This is a genomic window from Thauera aromatica K172, assembly GCF_003030465.1.
GTDB lineage: Bacteria > Pseudomonadota > Gammaproteobacteria > Burkholderiales > Rhodocyclaceae > Thauera > Thauera aromatica.
In genome coordinates this window covers 233,891-253,831 of the sequence record NZ_CP028339.1, presented here as the reverse complement: position 1 = coordinate 253,831, position 19,941 = coordinate 233,891, and the positions used below count along the sequence as shown (strand labels likewise).

The 19,941-nt window shown below is 62.8% G+C and carries 21 protein-coding genes; 18 read left to right on the top strand and 3 right to left on the bottom strand.

The genetic code is table 11. The features are described 5' to 3' along the window. Positions 1–24: 24 nt before the first annotated feature. From Tharo_RS01135 to Tharo_RS01090, 10 genes are all read left to right on the top strand, one after another. Positions 25–2,442, top strand: coding sequence for a hypothetical protein (locus tag Tharo_RS01135; protein WP_211309643.1), 2,418 nt, complete (start codon positions 25–27; stop codon positions 2,440–2,442). Continuing rightward, positions 2,357–2,683, top strand: a complete 327-nt coding sequence (tnpA, locus tag Tharo_RS01130; protein ID WP_159051640.1) for an IS66 family insertion sequence element accessory protein TnpA — start codon at positions 2,357–2,359, stop codon at positions 2,681–2,683. Before Tharo_RS01135 ends, tnpA begins: the two co-directional genes overlap by 86 nt. Continuing rightward, positions 2,683–3,021: an IS66 family insertion sequence element accessory protein TnpB gene (gene tnpB, locus Tharo_RS01125; RefSeq protein WP_107219629.1), complete on the top strand. Its 339-nt coding sequence runs from the start codon at positions 2,683–2,685 to the stop codon at positions 3,019–3,021. The genes tnpA and tnpB overlap by 1 nt, the downstream gene beginning before the upstream one ends. Before the next feature lie 96 nt (positions 3,022–3,117). Next, a complete protein-coding gene (tnpC, locus tag Tharo_RS01120) occupies positions 3,118–4,683 on the top strand; it encodes an IS66 family transposase (RefSeq protein WP_107219628.1) in 1,566 nt (521 codons plus the stop codon). A 52-nt stretch (positions 4,684–4,735) separates the two neighbouring features. Next, positions 4,736–5,998 (top strand): hypothetical protein, encoded by a 1,263-nt coding sequence (locus Tharo_RS01115; protein WP_107219627.1) that lies wholly within the window; start codon positions 4,736–4,738, stop codon positions 5,996–5,998. Continuing rightward, positions 5,964–6,662, top strand: a complete 699-nt coding sequence (gene avs3b, locus Tharo_RS01110) for an AVAST type 3 anti-phage protein Avs3b (RefSeq protein WP_211309642.1) — start codon at positions 5,964–5,966, stop codon at positions 6,660–6,662. The genes Tharo_RS01115 and avs3b overlap by 35 nt, the downstream gene beginning before the upstream one ends. Before the next feature lie 184 nt (positions 6,663–6,846). Further along, entirely contained in the window at positions 6,847–7,143 is a 297-nt protein-coding gene (locus Tharo_RS01105; RefSeq protein WP_245880970.1) for a type II toxin-antitoxin system Phd/YefM family antitoxin, read from the top strand. Positions 7,144–7,148: 5 nt separating this feature from the next. Further along, positions 7,149–7,550 (top strand): type II toxin-antitoxin system VapC family toxin, encoded by a 402-nt coding sequence (locus tag Tharo_RS01100; protein WP_107219624.1) that lies wholly within the window; start codon positions 7,149–7,151, stop codon positions 7,548–7,550. A 245-nt stretch (positions 7,551–7,795) separates the two neighbouring features. After that, on the top strand, positions 7,796–8,047 hold the full coding sequence (locus tag Tharo_RS01095; RefSeq protein ID WP_107219623.1) for an AbrB/MazE/SpoVT family DNA-binding domain-containing protein: 252 nt from the start codon (positions 7,796–7,798) through the stop codon (positions 8,045–8,047). Further along, positions 8,041–8,424 carry a type II toxin-antitoxin system PemK/MazF family toxin gene (locus Tharo_RS01090; protein WP_107219622.1) on the top strand — a complete coding sequence of 128 codons (384 nt, stop codon included), beginning with the start codon at positions 8,041–8,043 and terminating at the stop codon, positions 8,422–8,424. Before Tharo_RS01095 ends, Tharo_RS01090 begins: the two co-directional genes overlap by 7 nt. Before the next feature lie 13 nt (positions 8,425–8,437). On the opposite strand, the gene Tharo_RS01085 is transcribed toward Tharo_RS01090, so the two are convergent. From Tharo_RS01085 to Tharo_RS01075, 3 genes are all read right to left on the bottom strand, one after another. Beyond that, on the bottom strand, positions 8,438–10,702 hold the full coding sequence (locus tag Tharo_RS01085) for an OsmC domain/YcaO domain-containing protein (RefSeq protein WP_245880969.1): 2,265 nt from the start codon (positions 10,700–10,702) through the stop codon (positions 8,438–8,440). 183 nt (positions 10,703–10,885) lie between these two features. Then, positions 10,886–11,203 carry a CcdB family protein gene (locus tag Tharo_RS01080; protein WP_107219621.1) on the bottom strand — a complete coding sequence of 106 codons (318 nt, stop codon included), beginning with the start codon at positions 11,201–11,203 and terminating at the stop codon, positions 10,886–10,888. Then, positions 11,203–11,448, bottom strand: coding sequence for a type II toxin-antitoxin system CcdA family antitoxin (locus Tharo_RS01075; RefSeq protein WP_107219620.1), 246 nt, complete (start codon positions 11,446–11,448; stop codon positions 11,203–11,205). Before Tharo_RS01075 ends, Tharo_RS01080 begins: the two co-directional genes overlap by 1 nt. A 310-nt stretch (positions 11,449–11,758) precedes the next feature. On the opposite strand from Tharo_RS01075, the gene Tharo_RS18130 reads away from it, so the two are divergent. The 8 genes from Tharo_RS18130 to Tharo_RS01030 all read left to right on the top strand — a co-directional run bounded on the left by Tharo_RS18130 (position 11,759) and on the right by Tharo_RS01030 (position 19,903). Next, a complete protein-coding gene (locus Tharo_RS18130; protein ID WP_425444941.1) occupies positions 11,759–12,106 on the top strand; it encodes a type II toxin-antitoxin system Phd/YefM family antitoxin in 348 nt (115 codons plus the stop codon). Beyond that, positions 12,106–12,534, top strand: coding sequence for a type II toxin-antitoxin system VapC family toxin (locus Tharo_RS01065; protein ID WP_107219618.1), 429 nt, complete (start codon positions 12,106–12,108; stop codon positions 12,532–12,534). Before Tharo_RS18130 ends, Tharo_RS01065 begins: the two co-directional genes overlap by 1 nt. Before the next feature lie 461 nt (positions 12,535–12,995). Beyond that, entirely contained in the window at positions 12,996–13,949 is a 954-nt protein-coding gene (locus tag Tharo_RS01060) for an IS1595 family transposase (protein WP_107219617.1), read from the top strand. A gap of 305 nt (positions 13,950–14,254) precedes the next feature. After that, a complete protein-coding gene (locus Tharo_RS01055) occupies positions 14,255–14,467 on the top strand; it encodes a DUF4160 domain-containing protein (protein ID WP_211309641.1) in 213 nt (70 codons plus the stop codon). Further along, positions 14,454–14,870 carry a DUF2442 domain-containing protein gene (locus Tharo_RS01050; protein WP_107219615.1) on the top strand — a complete coding sequence of 139 codons (417 nt, stop codon included), beginning with the start codon at positions 14,454–14,456 and terminating at the stop codon, positions 14,868–14,870. Before Tharo_RS01055 ends, Tharo_RS01050 begins: the two co-directional genes overlap by 14 nt. A 100-nt stretch (positions 14,871–14,970) precedes the next feature. Beyond that, the gene (locus Tharo_RS01045; RefSeq protein ID WP_107219614.1) at positions 14,971–15,528 is read left to right on the top strand and encodes a hypothetical protein; all 558 of its coding nucleotides are present in this window, start codon (positions 14,971–14,973) and stop codon (positions 15,526–15,528) included. Positions 15,529–15,821: 293 nt separating this feature from the next. After that, positions 15,822–17,233 (top strand): IS3 family transposase gene (locus Tharo_RS01035; protein WP_245881042.1). Its coding sequence is split into 2 segments (ribosomal slippage): positions 15,822–16,170 and positions 16,170–17,233, totalling 1,413 coding nucleotides; the frame shifts between segments, so codons are not numbered across the junction. A 132-nt stretch (positions 17,234–17,365) separates the two neighbouring features. Beyond that, the gene (locus tag Tharo_RS01030; protein WP_159051639.1) at positions 17,366–19,903 is read left to right on the top strand and encodes a hypothetical protein; all 2,538 of its coding nucleotides are present in this window, start codon (positions 17,366–17,368) and stop codon (positions 19,901–19,903) included. Positions 19,904–19,941 lie beyond the last annotated feature (38 nt).

Below are 19,941 nucleotides of genomic sequence, written 5' to 3'. Positions count from 1 at the left end.
TGCTCACTAAATGGTCAGGGGTAGGTGACGCAGGTCATATTGGCACAGGGGGATCTGCCGGACAAGCCACCTTCAGACCTCACGGATCGTTTTGGTTCGGACCGCTCGACATTGCTGAGGGCCTACGCACTCGATGCGGCGTTGCGCGGCGAGGCGCTTTCTCTGCTCGCAATAGCCCCACCGGATGTCCGCAAGGACCTGGAGAGCAAAGGCTCCTACAGCAGGAACTCTGACACCGTCGCATTCGAGCGGTTGACCGGAGGCGTCCTACCCTGGTTTGTGCTGGGCGCGGAAATCGCCTGCGGGCGGATTCCCTCGGACTTGAGCAAAGCGGTTGGGGACGCGCTCAAGGCAACCACAAACGCTGCGTCGCAGGACTACCAAAAACTGTTCAACGTCGAACAGGTCGCGGCAATCGAGTGGACACGCACATTGCGAGACGCGGCCGCCACGGACGATAGTTCGGTGGGCTCGCTTCGCACTTGGCTCGCGAGCAAGCAAGGTCTTCTCTGGCCCGACACCCTGACTTCCATGTGCAGGATTGCGGCGCGGACGAAGGCGTTGTCAGAGCTTGCGCTCGAACTCGCGGTGGCCGCCTACGAGTCGCTTGAGCAGTCACGGGAAGACGCGGAGGCCAGAACCGACGCGTACCAACGCCTGGCTCGCGCCGTTTTTCCCGTTAGTCGATCCGAGGCCGCGGTTTTTTTCGATCGAGCGGTCGAAATCTCCAGCCGAATTGGCGACGAAAACCTGGATCGCTGGTCTGCCCTGCTCCACTTGGCCGAAGCCAGCGCTGAGGACAACCATGCCCGCCCACAATCCGCGTACCGTCTAGCCAGGGTCGCCGAGTTGACCTACGAGTACGTCGCCCGTGACAAACACTTCGACTGGCGAAGGACTGTCGAAGCGCTTCTCGGCCTTTGCGCTCCGTCGGCGCTGACCATCCTGAGCCGCTGGCGCGACAGGGACTTTGGCTCCGCCGAACGGCTTCTCAGAATCGCCGTGTACAGCCTCGTTCGGGCCGGGCGGCTCCCAGCCCTTGCGCCAATTGCACTGTCGGCGCTGAACGCGGATTGGGACCGTCTCGATGACGTCAAGCGAGCCATCGAGGCGGAAACCGACCCTGATCGCCGGCGACTGGCCCTGCGAGTGGGCTATCGCTACATGCGAGTCGACCCACACTCGGAGAAGACCTGGGCCGGTGTCTCGGAACTGGGTCGCACGCACGGTTCCGACTTGCCGGACGTCGATAGGCTGCTGGCTGCGGCGCGAGCGACCGCGGCAGTGGAGGACTCGAAGTCTGAGACAACGTGTGCCCCGAGCGGCCCCGTCCAGCGCAGGGACCCTGATTGGGACATGCTGTTCGCTGGCGTTGATCTCGCGAATTCTGAGGCCCTGAGGCAGGCTTACGCGGAGTTGAGGACCTTCGACCCGCCGTACCAGCTTGAAGAGTTCTACAAGCAGGGCTTCCGGCGCAGTGGCCCCGGCAAGGTGGCCGAGTTTGTCCAAGCCATTGCCGCCTGGCCGGACCTCGGTATCTTCGAGCTGAGGTATCTCCTTGATGCCGTTCCTGAATCAGGACTGAGGTTGGTTTCGCTTCGCCGCGCCCTACGCGACGTGACGCTGGCAGCATGTCGAAACAACCCTCAATATGCGCGGCGCTGCGGCTGGGGAAGCATCTTTCCCTACAAGCGCCTAGTTGGTGGCAGCATCGTGACCGACAAGGAAATCGTGGACGCCGCCCTGAAGGGGTTCACGGCTCAGGTCGCCACGCTCAACGCTGGCGAGCTCTTTCTGCTGTTGGATCCCTTGGCCTCCTGCCTCAAGACGGACGAAGCCGACGGCGTGCTGAACTTCGGGCTCGACCTGTTGGAAGATGTTCTGCGCCCTGAAGACGGCGACGGACCGTGGCACGACGGCCTGACACCTCCGTCATCCTGCTGGGAAGCGCTCGCGGGCTACCTGTGGGTTGCGCTTGGATCGCCCGTCGCGGCCAAACGCTGGGAGGCCGCACATGCCGTAAGGGCCTGCGTGGAATTAGGCTGGATGGACCTCTTGTCAGCGCTCGCGGCGCGCGCATCCACAGGTTCCGCTACGCCGTTCGCCGACCAAGGGCTGGTGTTCTACGAATGGCACGCCCGCCAGTGGTTGCTCATCGGCCTCGCGCGCGGCGCGCTCGACCAGCCCGCTGCCGTCCAGCCATTTGTCTCATTCCTAACGGCATCAGCGATCGAAGAGCATGCCCTGCTCCGCCACTTTGCAGCCCAGACCTTGAAGGAGCGTAAGCGTCCGGCGCGCCCACCTGTGATTGCGGAGGTGGTTTGCGGACACTCCTGGTTTTTTGCAGGAGGTCGTGATGAGCCATCATTCCGAGCGCGCTGCGCGCTGGCGTGCGCATGTGGAGCAGTGGCGGCGCAGCGGTCAGACGCAGGCGGCGTATAGCGCCGAGCATGGGTTGAACAAGAAGTCGCTGGGGTACTGGGTGCGCCAGGGACGGGCGGTGGCCGCGCGCAAATCGGACGCGTTCCTGACCTTGGTGGCGGCCCGCCCTGTCGGCGTCACCTCGCCGCTGCAGGCGGCGGGGGTCCTGTCGCTGCGTAGCCCGTCTGGCTGGTGCCTGGAGTTCGCTACGCTGCCGTCGGCGTCGTGGCTGTCCGAAGTGCTCGCGCACCAGGCGCCGTGATGATCTCGCCCGATCAGATCTGGCTGGCGGTCGAGCCGATCGACATGCGTCTGGGCATCGACGGCCTGTCGGCACGGTTGCAGAACAGCCTGGGGCGCGCCCCGTGCGACGGCAGTGCCTACGCCTTCATCAACCGGGCGCGCACGCGCCTGAAGGTGCTGGTGTGGGACGGCACCGGGGTGTGGTTGAGTCAGCGTCGCCTGCATCGGGGCAGCTTCAGCTGGCCCCGTGCCGACAACGCGGTGTTTGCGCTGTCGGCCGAGCAATGGCAGTGGCTCGTGGCGGGGGTCGAGTGGCAGCGCCTGAGCGCCGCGGCACCGGCCCACTGGCAGGTGTGATCGGTGCGCCGAAACCATCCACGATCCGCTGCGCAAAAGAGCCTGAAACCCTTGTAGATGCTGGGATGTAGCGCGTTATTCGGGTATAATTCCGGCATGGATTCCGCTGCGCAACTGACTGCTTTCGACCTGCCGCCCGAGCTCGTGCAGCAGGTTCAGAGGTGGGTCGCGCAGGCGGCTGATGTGACCCGCCTCGAAGCCGAACTCAAGCTGAGCAAGATCAAGATCGAAGCGCTGGTCCATGAGATCGCCGTGCTCAAGCGCCTGCGTTTCGGCGCCAGCAGTGAGGCCCGGGCGGCGGATATGAAGGATCTGTTCGACGAGACGCTCGCGGCCGATCTGGCCGCCTGCGAAGCCCGCCTCGAAGCGCTGCGCGAGACTCCGCCCGAGGCGCCGCCGGCGAGCCCGAGGCGCCCGCGTGCCGGACGGCCTGCGCTGCCGGCACACCTCGAGCGCATCGAACATCGCCACGAACCTGAATCGTGCACCTGTGGTCAGTGCGGGCAGGATCTGGTCAAGATCGGCGAGGACGTCTCCGAGCAGCTCGACATCATCCCGGCCAAATTCTTCGTCCATCGCCACATCCGCCCGCAGTACGCGTGCCGGCGCTGCGAGACGGTGTCGGCCGCGCCCGTGCCGGCGGCGATCATCGACGGCGGGATGGCTGCGCCGCGGCTGCTGGCGTGGGTGACGGTGAGCAAGTTCGTCGATCATTTGCCCCTGTACCGGATCGAGCAGATCGCCGCGCGCAGCGAGGTGCCGCTACCGCGCTCGACGCAGGCCGAGTGGGTCGGGCGGATCGGGGTGGCGCTCGCGCCGCTGTGCGATCGCCTGATCGAGCGCCTGCGCGAAGGCAACGTGTTGCATGCCGACGAAACCCCGGTCGAACAACTTGATCCGGGGCGCGGCAAGACCAAGCGGGCGTATCTGTGGGCCTACCGCAGCAACACACTCGATGCCGACCCGCCCATCGTCATCTTCGATTACCAGCCCGGTCGCGGCGGGCAATACCCCCAGGCCTTCCTGAAAGGCTGGAAGGGCATGCTCATGGTCGATGACTACGGGGGCTATAAGGCCCTGTTCGGTGGCGACATCGGAGAGCTTGCCTGTCTGGCGCACGCACGACGCAAGTACTTCGAGCTTCACCAGGCGAACAAGAGCCCGGTCGCGGCCGAGGCACTCGCGCGCATCGGCGAGTTGTACGCGCTCGAAGAGCAGGCCCGCGACGTTTCGGTCAAGGTGCGCGCCGAACTGCGACTGCAGTACGCGCAGCCGCGCCTGGAGGCGATGTACCTGTGGCTGGTGCAGACCCGCAAGACCGTGGCCGACGGTGCGGCGCTCGCCCGCGCCATCGACTACAGCTTGAAGCGCTGGCCGGCGCTCGCGCGCTATGCGAGTCGCGGCGATTGGCCGATCGACAATAACCCGATCGAGAACGCCATCCGGCCGATCGCCCTGGGCAAGAAGAATTGGATGTTTGCGGGCTCCGAAGCCGCCGGCAAGCGTGCCGCCGTGGTTCAATCCCTGCTCGCCACGGCGCGCGCCAATGGCTTCGAACCGCTGACCTGGCTTGCCGATACGCTCGAGAAGCTACCGACCTGGCCCAATAGCCGCATCGACGAACTGCTGCCGATCAGAAAGCAAGCGGCTGCGCAAGCGTAAGAGGCCGTGGGTGCGGCGGACGCTTACGAAGGAGCTTCATGTAGCCGGGGTAGTGCCGGCCGAAGTCATTGCCGGCTTGGATGCGGTCAACGTCAGTCAGCTCCCCGTTGCTGTGTATTCAGGATGGCGTGGCGACTCGCGGGAAAATGAAGCTTCGGATGATTCAACGCCCACGGACCACAAGAAGTATTACTTCGGCATCGACATCGGTCCCTACTGGTTCGCACCACTTGGGAGGGCCTTCGGCATCGATCAGAATTCGGTCGAGCTTCGCGCGAGACAGGCACTGCGCGAGCGGATGGGCGTCCAGTTCAACTACGCTCAGGACGATGCTCGCTATAAGCGGAAGATCTTCCGCTACCCCGACACTAGCCATTCGCATGGCACCCAGCCGCGTGTGGATGATCTTCGCGCCTATCACTCGTACCATGCGATGATGATTGTGGCCGCGAGATTGCTGAGAACGCACCAAGTCGGTAAGAGAGAGGACGGCCCCAAGGATGATTTCGAGGAGTGGCTCGACGGTCGCCTGTTGACTCGCGATGATGGTCGTTGGATCGCGGACCGGCGAGATCCATGCTTCACCGAATCACCTCCGAAGCCACAGAGCTATGGTGACAAAACGTGGTGTTGGAGCGTGACAGCGGAGTATCTGGATCGGCAGCTGCTCACCGATGATGGCCTGCAAGTACTCTGGGGACACTGGAGTAGTGGTCACCACGACGACGAAGAAACCGTCGCGGTCTACAGCGCCCTGGTCGACAGAGCTGGTGCCGCTGCGCTGCTCGCTGCAGTTCAGACCGCCTCAGATACCGGAAGCATTTACTTCCCATCAGAGGACGATACAGATGAACCGGAGGCGGGCCTTTTCCGGCTGGTTGGATGGGTAGCCAGCAGGAACGAGTCCACTGGCATTGACGAGTACGATCCATGGGGGGAAAAGCTCGAATATCCTGGGCCTAGACCAGATCCTTCCATCGTCGATAAGCTTGGCTTGAACCTGACCGACGATGGGCGTCGCTGGGTAACAGCCTCCGGATCGCTCCTTCGCAGCGAAGCCTGGACACAAGCCGTCGGACTTGGACGAGAGCAGGAAACCGTGCCGGGAACCCGGCTGAGCGGCAACCGCAGTTTCTTGCACGAACTGTTGAAGGCGCACCCAGAGCACTGCCTAGTGCTCAGCGTATCCGTGCGCCGCCGGCCGACTCGCTACAATTCGGGCGGGGACGAGTTCGAACCGTACCCGTGGCCCTACGTGCGTTACTACTTGATTGGTGAAGATGGAATCACTCGATCGCTCAAGAGCCGTGATTGACCTCGGGAAGCGGCTTGTTGCCGAGCTCAAACTTGGAGACGACTTAACTGCGCAGTGGATGGCGCACTTCATCGCTGAGCGCATGGACGCAGCCGAACGAGCCTCGCCGGAGGGGCGAGCTTCGGCGCAGGATGCTTGCGCGCAGGTTGTCTTTAAGCTGTGGGAGCACCGCAATAGCCTGCCCTCCCGCATTCGGCCGTTCAGGGAGTTGGAGCCCTTACTCCAGACTCTTGCCTCGCTCGACGTAGACAGCGGTCCTCGATTTCGATACTGGCCCCAGCAGCCAAGCGACCAAGATATCGAAGGTACTGAAATACAGGGGAGAGATCTCCTCGAGACCGCCGTTAATTTGGACTACTCTGCGCGGGTGCTCATCCAATTCCTCCTCAGTGCCGCAGCCGAGCTGGCGACCGACAAAGCCATTCCATGGCTTGAGGCCGCGATTGATGCCGGGGCAAACGCGGTGGTGGAGCTGCGAGTCGTGGAGTTTGTTACAGCCGGTGCAAAGTTGCGCGGTACCGACGAAGTCGCACGCGAAGTCTTGCTGGACAAGATTGAGAAGCTGGAGGCGTTTTCTCAACTGGCCACCGCTGTCGCCACGGACTTCAGGAGTAAGCTTGAGTTGGCCACCGAGGATGAAGACCGCCACAGCCCAAAGTCATAGAACGCCTGAAACGCGGTGAACGGCCGCTGTGGAGCAGACTGCAACCGTTGGTTCCGCGGGAACTGAATGACGGCTCCGGCCGACAAGAAGTCAGGCATGAAGATGGCGGTGCACGACCTCCGCGGCAGCCGTCTCCAGTACATCCTCGCGCCCGGACGGCGTGTTTGACAGTCGCCAGACTTTGATGAAGACTAGCCAGCAAACTAGTTTGCTTGGGGCGATCATGCACACATGGCCTGTACAAGATGCGAAGGCGCGGTTCAGCGAGTTCCTGGATGCCTGCCTGTCCGAAGGAGCACAAATGGTGACCCGGCGCGGAGCGGAGGCGGCGGTTCTGGTGCCGGTCGATGAGTGGCGGCGCCTGCAGGCGGCGGCGCGGCCTTCATTGAAGCAGTTGCTGCTGTCCGAACAGGCACGCACCGACGCGCTGGTGCCGCCTCGCGGGCGGGCGAAGCGGCGCCCGGTCGAACCCTTGCGGTGACGGGTATGTACCTGCTCGACACCAATGTCGTGTCCGAACTGCGCAAACCCAAACCTCACGGTGCGGTGGTGGCATGGCTGCAATCGGTGGATGATGCCGCGCTGTTCCTGTCGGCGGTCACGCTCGGCGAGATCCAGGCGGGGGTGGAACTCACGCGCGAGCAAGACGCCGCCAAGGCGGCAGAGATCGAGGCCTGGCTTGAACTCGTTGCCGGGGCTTACAACGTGCTGCCGATGGATGGAGCGGCTTTCCGCAACTGGGCGAAGCTCATGCATCGCAAGTCCGACACGCTCTACGAGGATGCGATGATTGCGGCGACGGCGAGAACGAACGGCTTGACCGTGGTGACGCGCAACGTGGCCGACTTCAGCGCGCTGGGGGTGGAGGTGTTCAATCCGTTTGGGTAGGGCGGCGCTGGCGGGTTCCGGGCATGAGCTTGGGCGGGGATGGGGTCGCCCTCTCCGCAAGGGAGTCGGGGCTGGGCTTGTCGAAGCCTATCCGAAGGCACTGCCAGGAAACGCCCTTCGACAGGCTCAGGGCGAACGACGTTGCCCGGCGTCCGCGAAGGTCACGCCTGCGCTGCGGCGGGGGCTCCTTGGTCTGCGGCGCCGCGACGTCTATACTACGTTTAAACACACGGAGCAGCGACGCCATGACCGAAGCCATTCTTGCCATCAAGCACTGGGGCAACAGCCTCGGCGTACGCCTGCCTGCCGCAGTAGCGCGAGAGGCTCATCTCGATGCCGATCAGCAGGTGCGGATCACCGTCGAAGAGGGCCGCGTGGTGATCACACCCATCGTGCAGGAGAGCCTGAGTCTCGAACAGCGCCTTGCAGGCTTTGACCCGGCACGGCACGGCGGCGAGGCGATGGCCAGCCCGAGCGTCGGGGCCGAGCGATGGTGAGCACGCGCGGCAAGGCGCCGTGGGTGCCGGACCGCGGGGAGATCATCTGGATCGACTGCAACCCGCAGGCCGGCCGCGAGCTGCGCGACCGCCATCCCTTTCTGGTGCTGTCGCCCCGCGCCTTCAATGACCGCACATCGCTGGTCATCGGCATGCCGATGACGACCGCGGAGTACAACGCCGACAATCCGTTCGCAATTGCGGCAGGGGTGGCAGGAGGGCGCCGCGCCGGCAAGACCAGCTACGTGCTGTGCCACCAGCCGAAGTCCTTCGACTGGCGGATGCGGGATGCGGCGCCGCACCCGATGAAGCGACTGCCGGATGCGCAGTTCCGCGAGGCCTGTGCGCTGCTGAACCAGATCGTTCAGCTCGCGTAAGGCTGCAGCGGCATCAGTTTCTTGCGGAAGTCACCCGCTCAGCCTTGTGGCCGCCCCCACCCCGCCCCGCACCCCGACCGGATGAATCCGCCCCCTTGGCCCGCGCCGTGTGCAGTTTCCGGTAGCTGTCGATCAGGCGCTGGTGCCGGTCGAGCCCTTCCAGTTTCATGCTCGTTGGGGTCAGGCCGAAGAAGCGCACGCTGCCGTTTACCGACCCGATCGCCGCGTCCATCCGCGGGTTGCCGAACATCCGGCGGAAGTTGGCCTCGTAGTCGTCCAGTTCCAGCTCGTCGTCCAGCACCACCTCCAGCACCGCATTCAGGGCCTGATAGAACAACACGCGCTCGAGCGTGTTCTCGTTGTATTGCAGGAAGGCTTCGACCCGCTCCTTCGCCGCTTCGAACTGCTGCAGGGCGAGATGGATCAGCAGCTTCAGTTCCAGAATCGTCAGCTGGCCCCAGACCGTGTTCTCGTCGAACTCGATGCCGATCAGGGTAATGATGTCGGTGTAATCGTCGAGCTCGCTGTGCTCCAGACGTTCAAGCAGTGCTTCCAGGCCGGCATCGTCCAGGCGATGCAGATTGAGGATATCGGCGCGGAACGACAGGGCCTTGTTGGTGTTGTCCCAGATCAAATCATCTACCGGATAAATCTCCGAATACCCCGGCACCAGGATACGGCAGGCCGTTGCGCCGAGTTGGTCATGCACCGCCACGTACACTTCCTTGCCCAGGTCTTCGAGGATGCCGAACAGGGTTGCGGCTTCCTCGATGTTGGAATCTTCGCCGTGGCCGGAAAAGTCCCACTCGACGAAATCGAAATCGGCTTTGGCACTGAAGAAACGCCACGACACCACGCCGCTGGAGTCGATGAAGTGCTCGACGAAGTTGTTCGGCTCGGTCACCGCGTTGCTCTCGAAGGTGGGCGCGGGCAGGTCGTTGAGGCCCTCGAAGCTGCGCCCCTGCAGCAGCTCGGTCAGGCTGCGTTCCAGCGCCACCTCCAGGCTGGGGTGCGCGCCGAACGAGGCAAACACCCCGCCGGTACGCGGGTTCATCAAGGTGACGCACATCACCGGATACGCCCCGCCCAGCGACGCATCCTTGACCAGCACCGGAAAGCCCTGGCGCTCCAGTTCTTCAATGCCGGCGACGATGCCGGGATACTTCGCCAGCACCTCCGGCGGCACGTCGGGCAGCGCCATCTCGCCTTCGATGATCTCGCGCTTGACCGCGCGCTCGAAGATTTCCGACAGGCATTGCACCTGCGCTTCGGCCAGGGTGTTGCCGGCACTCATGCCATTGCTGAGGAACAGGTTGTCGATCAGGTTGGTGGGGAAATACACCACCGCACCATCCGACTGACGCACATAGGGCAGCGCACAGATGCCGCGCTGCACATTGCCGGAGTTGGTGTCGTACAGATGCGAGCCGCGCAACTCGCCCTCGGGGTTGTAGATCGGCAGGCAGTACTCGTCGAGAATCTCCGCCGGCAGCGCATCGTCGGGCCCGGGCTTGAACCAGCGCTCATTCGGGTAGTGCACGAACGCCGCGTCGGCGATGTCCTCGCCCCAGAACTGGTCGTTGTAAAAGTGATTGCAGTTCAGCCGCTCGATATATTCGCCCAGGGCCGACGCCAGCGCGCTTTCCTTGCTCGCGCCCTTGCCGTTGGTAAAGCACATCGGCGAGTGCGCATCGCGAATATGCAGCGACCACACGTTGGGCACGAGATTGCGCCACGAAGCGATCTCGATCTTGATGCCCAGGTCCGCCAGAACCCCCGACATGTTGGCGATGGTCTGCTCCAGCGGCAGGTCCTTGCCCGTAATGTAGGTGCTTGCTTCGGAATCCGGATTGAGCGCCAGCAGGGCCTGGGCATCGGCATCCAGATTGTCCACCTCTTCGATCACGAACTCCGGCCCGGTCTGCACCACCCTTTTTACCGTGCAGCGCTCGACCGAGCGCAGGATGCCCTGACGGTCGGCGGCGGAGAGATCCTCCGGCAGCTCGACCTGGATCTTGAAGATCTGCTTGTAGCGGTTCTCCGGATCGACGATGTTGTTCTGCGACAGGCGGATGTTATCGGTGGGAATATTGCGCGTTTCGCAGTAGAGCTTGACGAAGTAAGCCGCGCACAGTGCCGACGAAGCCAGAAAGTAGTCGAACGGACCCGGCGCCGAGCCGTCGCCCTTATAGCGGATAGGCTGGTCGGCCACCACCGTGAAGTCATCGAACTTGGCTTCAAGACGAAGCTTGTCGAGAAAATTAACCTTGATTTCCATAGGGGAATCCTGAAATGGCGCTCAAACCGAGTTGGCCGCCATTGTCGCCGTTTTTTCGGGGGAGCCTCACAGTGGCTGCATGTGGGCAAGAACGCCACCCTCGGCCTGGGTGCCTGCCGGCTCGAGACCATCCCCGGAGCGGGCGCCGGAAAATGACATATGGGTTGCGTGGAATGGGGTGCATCAAATCCCCGTGATCAGGAAGTCGATCGCGGAAATGATGCTTTGACGATGACGGGAGAGATCGGCCACTTCCACGCCCATCTCCGTGCGTGCAATGCCAGCCATTTGGGGCGTGAGCATCACGTAGGATTCCTGATCGATTTCGAAGCTCGGCGTAAGCGTTGTCATCGCCTTGCCTTTGTATTGACTCGCAGGAACGAGCGGAACGACCAAGCGAGTTTGCAGAGAATCGAGAAGCTGGGACTGAACGTCGAGAAGGAGGGGGTACCTTGCCTTGCCCTCCGCACTCCTGTTTTTATAAACCGAGAACTGGCCCATCAAAAGCTCCTCAGGCCATCACTGAAAACGCCATGGTCCTGCACCTGCTGGTTGTAAGCGTCGATGGCTTCCTGATTCGCTGCAAGCCATTGCTCCCGCTGGCGTTTTCTGACGACTTCAGCAAGGGCCTGCTCCAGTGCTGCCGACAGGTTGATATCGAGTTCCTTGGCCTTTCTCAACAAATCACTGTTGATGCTCAGATTCGTGGGCCTCTTGGGGGCGTTGTGGTCGTAGCTGGCGAGCATGGCGGGGTCCCGACGTTCGTTCCGTGCGCACATTATATGCGCATTTATCTGACACACACTGCACAAAGGCACCGAGAATCAGAGCAACAGCAACGCAAAGGACATCACCTGGGCGGTCACGCGCCCAGGTGCCGAGCAACCGCGCCTTGGCCCTGTCCCCGTGCACGGTCACCCACCACGATGGGAAATAGGGTGTTTTTGGTCATTCTGGGTGATGTTCCAGGCCTTAGGCCTGGTTGGGAGCACTGTGTCGATGAGCCACGCGTAGTTCGGTGATCGGAAGGCTAGCCCGCACAAGCGAAAACGCCAGATGCGGAGCTCTCGGAGACGACCCGTCCACGCGCGGGTCTGTTTTGCCGTTGCGGGCTCACATGTTCACGTGTACTCTTTGTGCGTACACACACCAAGTTGGGAGCTTTGCATGCAAGCGATTAACGTAAGGGAAACCCGTGAAAAGCTCTCCCACCTTCTCGATGCAGTGGCAGCGGGTGAGGAGATTACGATCCTTCGTCACGGAAAGCCTGCAGCTCGATTGACGGCCCCGCAACCAGATCGAGTACAGTTCCTTGACCGCACAGGGCTCAGGCGCTCCGTGCCTGCATCCAAGGAGAGTGCTGCCGAAGCGGTACGCAACCTTCGCGACAATGAGCGCTACTGATGTTCTACTTAGACACCAGCGCCCTGTTGCCGTATTACCGGCAGGAGCAAGTCAGCGAAGCCGTTCAGGCGTTGCTGCTAGCCCAGACAGAACCTGTCCTGATCAGCCATCTGACTGAGGTAGAGGTTGCCAGCGCACTGGCCAGATGGGTGCGCATGGGAGAGTTGCAGGACGCTGACGCCAACAGGATTGAAAGCGCTTTTTTTGAGGACATTCGGCAGGGGCGCTTTGTACGTTGTGCGGTCGAGTTTACCCACTATCAGCGCGCGATCCACTGGATTGGCACTCGCAAGACAAGCCTCAGGACCTTGGATGCACTCCATCTTGCATGCGCGGAATACCACCAGGTATGTCTGGTCACGCAGGATGAAGCCTTATTGAACGCGGCTATGTTCTTTGGGCTGGACGCCAAGCGAGTAGTTGGCTGACCGCCGTTTCCGGAAACACCGACCCGAGGCAGGGCTCCCGCAGCTACGCACATCGCATGTTCGAGCGGCCAGTCGCCTGCCCACGCCAACAGCGGGTTGCACAAATTTTGTGCAATTTTGGGCCGTTTTGGTGGGAAAGGCGGCTGCTGCGGTCCGCCTTACTGACGATCGCGTCATGCGGTATGGGCACCCAAGGCTGGATGCCGCAACTGAAGAAGCGAGCGGATCGGCGGCGCCGACCACGCAGCCTGGTGCCGACACCGAGGTCACGCCATAGTGACTTGGTCACGGCATAGTCACTGTTTGGTCACAGCATGGTCACAAAAGAAAATGGGCTAGATCCGTTAAGACCTAACCCATTGAATTTCTTGATTAGCAATGATGATCAGCCAAGCTGGCCGGCCACGGTCGCCGGGCCTATACTGTATGTACGTACAGTATATCTGGTGAGAGGTGGAGCCATGGCAATGAACCGAATCCAGTTTCAACCCGGCCTGTCGATGCCCGAGTTTCTCAAGCGCTACGGGACCGAAGCGCAGTGCGCGGCGGCGTTGGAGCAGGCGCGCTGGCCGCAGGGGTTTCGGTGCCCGAGTTGCGATGGGGCCGCCTACAGCCGGGTGCGCGGGCGAACCCACGCGCTGTTCCAGTGCCAGGCCTGTCGGCATCAGACCTCGCTGATCGCGGGCACCGTGATGCAGGGCACGAAATTGGCCCTGACCGTGTGGTTCCTCGCGATCTACCTCATCAGCCAAGCCAAGACCGGTCTGTCGGCGCTCGCCCTCAAGCGGCACCTGGGGGTGAGCTACCCGACCGCCTGGCTGATCCACCACAAGCTGATGCAGGCGATGGCCGAACGCGAGCAGCGCTATGTCCTCGAAGGCCAGGTCCAGATCGATGATGCCTACCTCGGCGGTGAGCGCAGCGGAGGCAAGGTCGGTCGCGGCTCGGAAAACAAGGTCCCTTTCGTCGCCGCCGTCTCCCTCAGTGATGACGGCCACCCCTTGCGCGCCAAACTCACGCCCGTACCGGGCTTCAGCCTCCAGGCGATCGGGCAGTGGGCGACGACGCATCTGGCCCCCGGCAGCACTGTGTTCTCCGATGGGCTGGCGTGTTTCGGTGCGGTCACGGCGGCTGGATGCACGCATCAGCCGACCGTCGTCGCTGGACGCAAACCGAAGGACTTGCCCGAATTCCAGTGGATCAACACCGTGCTGGGCAACCTCAAGACCAGTCTGAACGGGAGCTACCATGCATTCGACTTCCGAAAGTATGCGGCGCGTTACCTCGCCGCTTTCGCCTACCGCTTCAACCGCCGATTCGATCTCCGGGCACTGCATACGCGCCTGCTCGTCGCCGCAGCCAACTGCGGGCCGCTCCCGCAGCGCGCGATTCGGACCGCTGAGGTTCATTGCTAATCAGGTTGAATTTTATGGCGCGCCCGACCTTCGGAGTCCAGCCAGGTCTACCGGCGCTCTCAGGCTCTACCCGTTAAAAATTGGCGTAAACAGCGCCAATGCTCAGTTTTCTGAGAGTCTAAGTAAGATTTAGCAAACCGATCAGTCGCGACCTACATCAATTAAATACATAAATGTTGGTTTTTGAATAGATGTAATATATATGCATCAAGATGACTCCTGCCCTCACCCGAGACATCTAACCTAAACAGCTTGGGTTAATTGCTATAATGCCTACCATCCTTCGACTCGCAGGCGCTCGGGTCGTGATCTATCCGAACGATCACCGCCCCGCTCACGTCCATGTGATCGGAGGGGGCTGCGAGGCGGTGTTCAAGCTTCACTGCCCTGACGGGCCGCCTGAACTGCGTGAGAACTTCGGCTTCACCCGAAAAGATCTGAGCGCATTCAGCGCCGCGCTGATGACCGAGTTGCACAAGCTGTGTGATGAGTGGGGGCACCTTCATGACGATTTCTGACACGGAGTTCGAACGGGCCAACCGCCGCGGACAAGACAAACGCGCGCGTGGCCCTGTGGCGACCGAGGCGCATTTTGATGCGCAGCGCGGGCGGGTCGTGATCGTGCTGAGTTCAGGGTTGGAGGTGTCGTTCGAACCTCACCTCGCTCAGGGTCTCGGCCAGGCTGCACCGCAAGCGCTGAGCGAGATCGAGATCAGCCCCTCGGGCCTCGGCCTGCACTTTCCACAACTCGATGCGGATCTGTATTTACCTGCCCTTCTCGAGGGCATGCTGGGTTCTCGCCGCTGGATGAGTGCAGAGGCGGGACGAGCCGGCGGGCGGCAGACCTCGGAAGCCAAGGCCGCTGCGGCGCGCACCAATGGACGGCTGGGAGGGCGTCCACGTAAGACTCCGACTGCGTAGCAACCAAGCGCATGTACCCCGACAGTGCATCCTCCATGGCCCAACTCTGCGCCCGCTAAAAATGACCCGCGCAGGCACGACCTCCCCTGCACTGCCAAAGATGGAGCACATCACCATCCCCTTCGCCGAGGTGCTCGGGCTGGACGCGGATCTTGCGGCGTTCATGGCGCAGCACTGGGCGGTGCCGGACTACGGTTTTGCGGTTCGCCATCACGATCAAACAATGCTGAACTTCGCGTATGCGATGAGCCCCATGATGGTGATCCGGCGCAAGGACGGCTATGACGTGTTAGGCGTGGGTCGCGCATACTGGCTCGCACAGCAGCTGTACGGACCGGAAGATTCCGTCGTGGTGCTCCGCATCAAAAGTGGGCGTCTGCGAAAGGAGCAGAAGCTTCAGATCCTGGCGGCTGACCTGATCATCCATCATGCGCTGGCCCGCACGCGCCCGCATCTCGCACACCAACTTTATTGCCTGCATCAGGCAATCGCCGAGGCAGGCTTCATTGCGATAGCTGAAACCGATCCCAAGACGAAGACTTGCGGCCCGGCCAGCGCTAAGCGCTTTGCCGTCGCCACGGGCTACAGCCTGGATGCGGTCTTGCCACGACACAAGCGACAGGGGTTCGGTGACCCTGACGGCGAGCCCGATCTGTGAGGTTTAAAGCCCCTGCTCAAGCCCCGGCGCACCAGAGTCTGATCTCGGCCTGTGCCGATGCTGGGTTCGATCCGATGGCGCTGCCCCCTGTGCCAATATGACCTGCGTCACCTACCCCTGACCATTTAGTGAGCAACGAGGTAGGCATGACGACCACCACTCAACCCACGGCATCGATGCACATTCTGAAGACCTCTGCCGATCCGCTCGTCTCGGAAGGCGCCCGTAGGGCGACTGAAGAGACGAGCGGATCGGCGGCGCCGACCGCGCAGCCCGGTGCCAACACCGAGGTCGTGCCGCGCGCCCGACGCCGGCAGTTCTCCAACGCCGACAAGCGGCGGATCCTCGACGCGGCTGACCGTTGCACCCAGCCCGGCGAGATCGGCGCGCTGTTGCGCCGCGAGGGCGTCTACTCATCGAGCCTGAGCACTTGGCGGCGCCAGCGCGAGGCCGCCGAACTGGCTGCACTGGCACCGCAAAAGCGGGGCCCCAAGCCGGATCCCGCCGCCGCCGAAGCGCGCCAGATCGCGCAGCTGATGCGCGAGAACGAACGCCTCAAGAGCCAGCTCGACAAGGCGCACCTGATCATCGAGGTCCAAAAAAAAGTTGCTGCCTTGCTGGGCAGTCCGATCGACGACACGCACGACAAGTCATGATGCGCGGCGCCGAAGAACTTGCCCCGGCCCTTGGCATGGCCGCCGCCTGCCGGGCCGTGGGCCTCTGGCGCGGTGCGCCGGCCCGGGCGCGCGCACGGGCCCACCGCGAAGCCCTGCATGGACCGCACCCCCGCCGCACGGCACGGCCCCGTCCGCCGCTGGCGCTCGCCCCCCTCGAGCGCAAGGAATTGCTCGAGGTGCTCAACAGCGAGCGCTTTTGCGACATGGCGCCGGCGGCCATCCATGCCACGCTGCTCGACGAGGGGCGCTATCTGGGCTCGGTGCGCACCATGTACCGGGCGCTCGCCGCCAACGGCGCCACGCGCGAACGCCGGCGTCAGCTCACCCATCCGGCCTATGCCAAGCCGGAATTGCTGGCCACCGCGCCCAATCAGGTCTGGTCCTGGGACATCACCAAGCTCAAGGGGCCGGCCAAATGGACCTGCTTCCACCTTTACGTGATCCTCGATATCTTCAGCCGCCACGTCGTGGGCTGGCTGATTGCCGAGCGTGAAAGTGGCGAGCTGGCCGAACAGTTGATCGCCGAGACCGTGTCCCGCCACGACATCGCGCCCGGCACCCTCACGCTGCATGCCGATCGCGGGGCCAGCATGCGCTCCAAGCCCGTGGCCGCCTTGCTGGTCGATCTGGATATCACCAAGAGCCATAGCCGCCCGCACGTCTCGGACGACAACCCCTACTCGGAATCGCAATTCAAGACGATGAAGTACCGTCCAGACTTCCCCGCACGCTTCGGCAGCCTCGCCGACGCCCGTGCCCACTGCCAGACCTTCTTCACCTGGTACAACACCGAGCACCGGCACTCGGGCATCGGCTACATGACGCCGAGCAGCGTCCATTACGGCCAGGCGTATGCCGCGCATCTGCTCCGTCAGGACACTCTCGATGCAGCCTTCCTCGCCAACCCGAAACGTTTCAAGGGGCGCCGCCCTGAGCCCCCCGCGCTGCCCAGCGCCGTCTGGATCAACCCACCCGCAACGGAGACAAACGACGACCCGAACACCCTGGCTTCCCCAGTAAATTCATGAAGCACGGTGACGCAAAGTCATTGACACGTTCCGCTGCGTCGGCTGCTCTGGCTCGTCAATGCCCACCCTGAGCTGGTCGCGCACGCGCAAGTTTTCGAGCATGTGGGGGCGTTGCTCGCATCGGCGCAATCGATGCCCGGCATTTTTCGGGAGCAAGCGCTTCTGGACGAGTTGCCTCAGTGGATCGAGTTGTGCCAGTGGATCAGCGAGCGACGTTCCGCGCTCGCCCAAGCACCCGCACTGGCACTCCTCGACCGCAAACCCCAGCACGAGCACGACCACCCGCTATTGCGCCACGGCGTGTCACGTCACGGCGTGGTCGCTGCATTGTGGAATTGCCATCATGGCGCGCTCATTTATCCTCCGGGTGAGCGCAGCCAAGTCGCCACACACCGGTATTTTCACCTTCAGGTGCAAACCCTGGCGAGTTACATGCAGGCTCGCTTTACCTATGACCAGACCCGCGCAGGGGCTGGATACAGCGGGCTCGAGCACTACGAACACTATGACGGCCAGCGCGAGTGGCCGATCGCACCGTCCCCAACCTCTGATGTCGGGCTCGCGATTCGCGAACTGAGCTTGGCCGAGCATGACCAAGTCGTGTCGCTTCTACCGGAGACACAGAAGGCACAGGATTATGCGCAGGCCATGGCTGCCATCGACCTCTCATCCTGGGAGAGCGTCGACGGCAAACCCGACCGGATCGGTCGCTACCTCAGTTCCCTCAAGCGGTACTTTGCAAGATACGCCAACTTGTTGACGCAAGGCGTCGTGTTTCGACTGTACCGTCGCGCACGTTCCGAACGCTACAACACTGGCGGTCGCCAACGTCGGCCCGGCTATGTGAACCTGCCTGATGTCGCGGGCGTGTTCCTGCAGGATCAGCCGGCCCCCGACTTTGATGAAGACATCGACAACTGTGGCGGTTTTGAGGTAACGACGGTTTTTATTGACGTCGGACTTGAAGAAAACGAAGAAACGAGGACGCTGGAGGCCGCCGGGCTTTCGCCCGCCGAAACCCTTGAACCGACGTTTCAACTTTACGCAAGCACCGAAATCGGCACCAAGCTCGCTCAGCTGCGCAGACAGCAACTCGCGATCGAGATGCACGCCCAGGCACTGCCATTCATCTATGCGACACCGACCCCGATCGAACTGCGCACGCTCCATGCGTTTCTATTACGGCGCGTCGAGCGCCACTTGGCCGGAGACGCAAAAAACCGGACCCAGGCACGGCTTGAATGTATCGGCGCGCTGATCCTGCTCTCCATGCTGGCCCTGGGCCAGCCCCTCAAACGCGTCCGAGAGTTGCGATTCACTGTGGTCGACCCATCTGAACCGGTGACCCTGCGGACTGACCACACCACGCTCATTCTCAACGCAGGGGCAGGGCTCGGTGCCGCCCTGGGCGCACCTGCAGCGCTCACCCGAGGGTTTTGGGTTCCGGCAATCGGGCCAAGCTACAAGACCGATTTGCCCGACGCGCTGAGCAAGATGCAGCGGCCACCGTTAGCACCGGGTTTTCTGCTACCGGACACCCTGGGTATCGGCGTCCTTCTAACGCACTTTCTTGGCACCGAGAATCGAACGAACAAACGCGTTTTCGGTATCGAGCCGAGCACTGCAAAGCAGGCGGTAACGCAGCTGTTGGGCGCCCCTGGGCTCGAACGACTCACCCCCTTGCGCCTCGCCCGTGCCCTGCCAACCCTTCTGCGCAGCCTCGGGGCCGATGCCACCGCCACGTGGCTCCTCTGTGCGGAGGCCGACCGCGGCGACGAGCCGCGCATGTTCTACACCCAGCATCGTGTCGATGCGCTCATCCGCTTGTATGGGCGCGCCAGTCATCGGCTCGCACGGCAGCTCGGCATTGCGCCCGCAACCGCGTTGCCACGCCTGCCCGCCGAGCCGATCACGAGCGACGAGGCGATAATGGTCGGCGCCCGGTTCGTCGCGCCGATCGGGGTCGTCCGTGACCTGCTCCGGACCCTCACCGCCGAGATCCGCACCTCCCGCCGTACGCCGCTGTTTGGCGCACTGCTCGTCGCGTATCACGCGAGTTACACCCTCTACACGTGGCTCTTCCAGGCCCTTTCGACCAGCATACGCGCGCTGACGAGCCCGCGCGCAAATACGCTCTTTCTCACCAGCCCAGATGACGCAGTGCGTGCGTTCGATGCGGCACTGTCAGACAAGGATGACGAACGCAGCAGCCGCGCGCGGCTGGCAATCGTTGATAAGTCACTGTGCCTGCAACTGCAGAACTACCGCGCCCATGTCGATAACCTGCTCCAACGCCTGCAGCCGCAGATCGATCGCAAACAGGCGACTGACTGGCAGCCCTTCGTCGTGCTCGATGAACGCCGCCGGCTCGCGCCGCTGACGCCCACGTGGGTCGCAGATCAGCTTGCCGCGCATGGCGCGCCGCTGCCGGCCAACTTCCATCGCGCATTCTTGCGTACGCAGCTTCTCACCCGGGGCGTCACCGGCGAGGTGATCGACTCGTTCTTGGGACACTTCAACGAAGGCGAGTCCCCGTTTGGGAGGTTCTCAAGTTTTGATTACGGCTTGCATCGCACCCAGCTGATTCCGGCGTTGCAGTCCCTGCACGAGGCGCTTGAGCTCGTCCCGCTCAAGAGCCGACTCCTCCACCACCAGGACCGGCGGGGTTAGTCGATTGAGCCGAGATGCAACGCTAGAGACGGCGTGGT

What these genes read in the sequence shown, in the direction of transcription:
- tnpA (WP_159051640.1), top strand. Translation starts at nt 2,357, where the DNA reads ATGAGCCATCATTCCGAGCGCGCTGCGCGCTGGCGTGCGCATGTGGAG.
- tnpB (WP_107219629.1), top strand. Translation starts at nt 2,683, where the DNA reads ATGATCTCGCCCGATCAGATCTGGCTGGCGGTCGAGCCGATCGACATG.
- tnpC (WP_107219628.1), top strand. Translation starts at nt 3,118, where the DNA reads ATGGATTCCGCTGCGCAACTGACTGCTTTCGACCTGCCGCCCGAGCTC.
- avs3b (WP_211309642.1), top strand. Translation starts at nt 5,964, where the DNA reads ATGGAATCACTCGATCGCTCAAGAGCCGTGATTGACCTCGGGAAGCGG.
- Tharo_RS01105 (WP_245880970.1), top strand. Translation starts at nt 6,847, where the DNA reads ATGAAGACTAGCCAGCAAACTAGTTTGCTTGGGGCGATCATGCACACA.
- Tharo_RS01100 (WP_107219624.1), top strand. Translation starts at nt 7,149, where the DNA reads ATGTACCTGCTCGACACCAATGTCGTGTCCGAACTGCGCAAACCCAAA.
- Tharo_RS01095 (WP_107219623.1), top strand. Translation starts at nt 7,796, where the DNA reads ATGACCGAAGCCATTCTTGCCATCAAGCACTGGGGCAACAGCCTCGGC.
- Tharo_RS01090 (WP_107219622.1), top strand. Translation starts at nt 8,041, where the DNA reads ATGGTGAGCACGCGCGGCAAGGCGCCGTGGGTGCCGGACCGCGGGGAG.
- Tharo_RS01085 (WP_245880969.1), bottom strand. Translation starts at nt 10,702, where the DNA reads ATGGAAATCAAGGTTAATTTTCTCGACAAGCTTCGTCTTGAAGCCAAG.
- Tharo_RS01080 (WP_107219621.1), bottom strand. Translation starts at nt 11,203, where the DNA reads ATGGGCCAGTTCTCGGTTTATAAAAACAGGAGTGCGGAGGGCAAGGCA.
- Tharo_RS01075 (WP_107219620.1), bottom strand. Translation starts at nt 11,448, where the DNA reads ATGCTCGCCAGCTACGACCACAACGCCCCCAAGAGGCCCACGAATCTG.
- Tharo_RS18130 (WP_425444941.1), top strand. Translation starts at nt 11,759, where the DNA reads ATGCGGAGCTCTCGGAGACGACCCGTCCACGCGCGGGTCTGTTTTGCC.
- Tharo_RS01065 (WP_107219618.1), top strand. Translation starts at nt 12,106, where the DNA reads ATGTTCTACTTAGACACCAGCGCCCTGTTGCCGTATTACCGGCAGGAG.
- Tharo_RS01060 (WP_107219617.1), top strand. Translation starts at nt 12,996, where the DNA reads ATGGCAATGAACCGAATCCAGTTTCAACCCGGCCTGTCGATGCCCGAG.
- Tharo_RS01050 (WP_107219615.1), top strand. Translation starts at nt 14,454, where the DNA reads ATGACGATTTCTGACACGGAGTTCGAACGGGCCAACCGCCGCGGACAA.
- Tharo_RS01045 (WP_107219614.1), top strand. Translation starts at nt 14,971, where the DNA reads ATGGAGCACATCACCATCCCCTTCGCCGAGGTGCTCGGGCTGGACGCG.
- Tharo_RS01030 (WP_159051639.1), top strand. Translation starts at nt 17,366, where the DNA reads ATGCCCGGCATTTTTCGGGAGCAAGCGCTTCTGGACGAGTTGCCTCAG.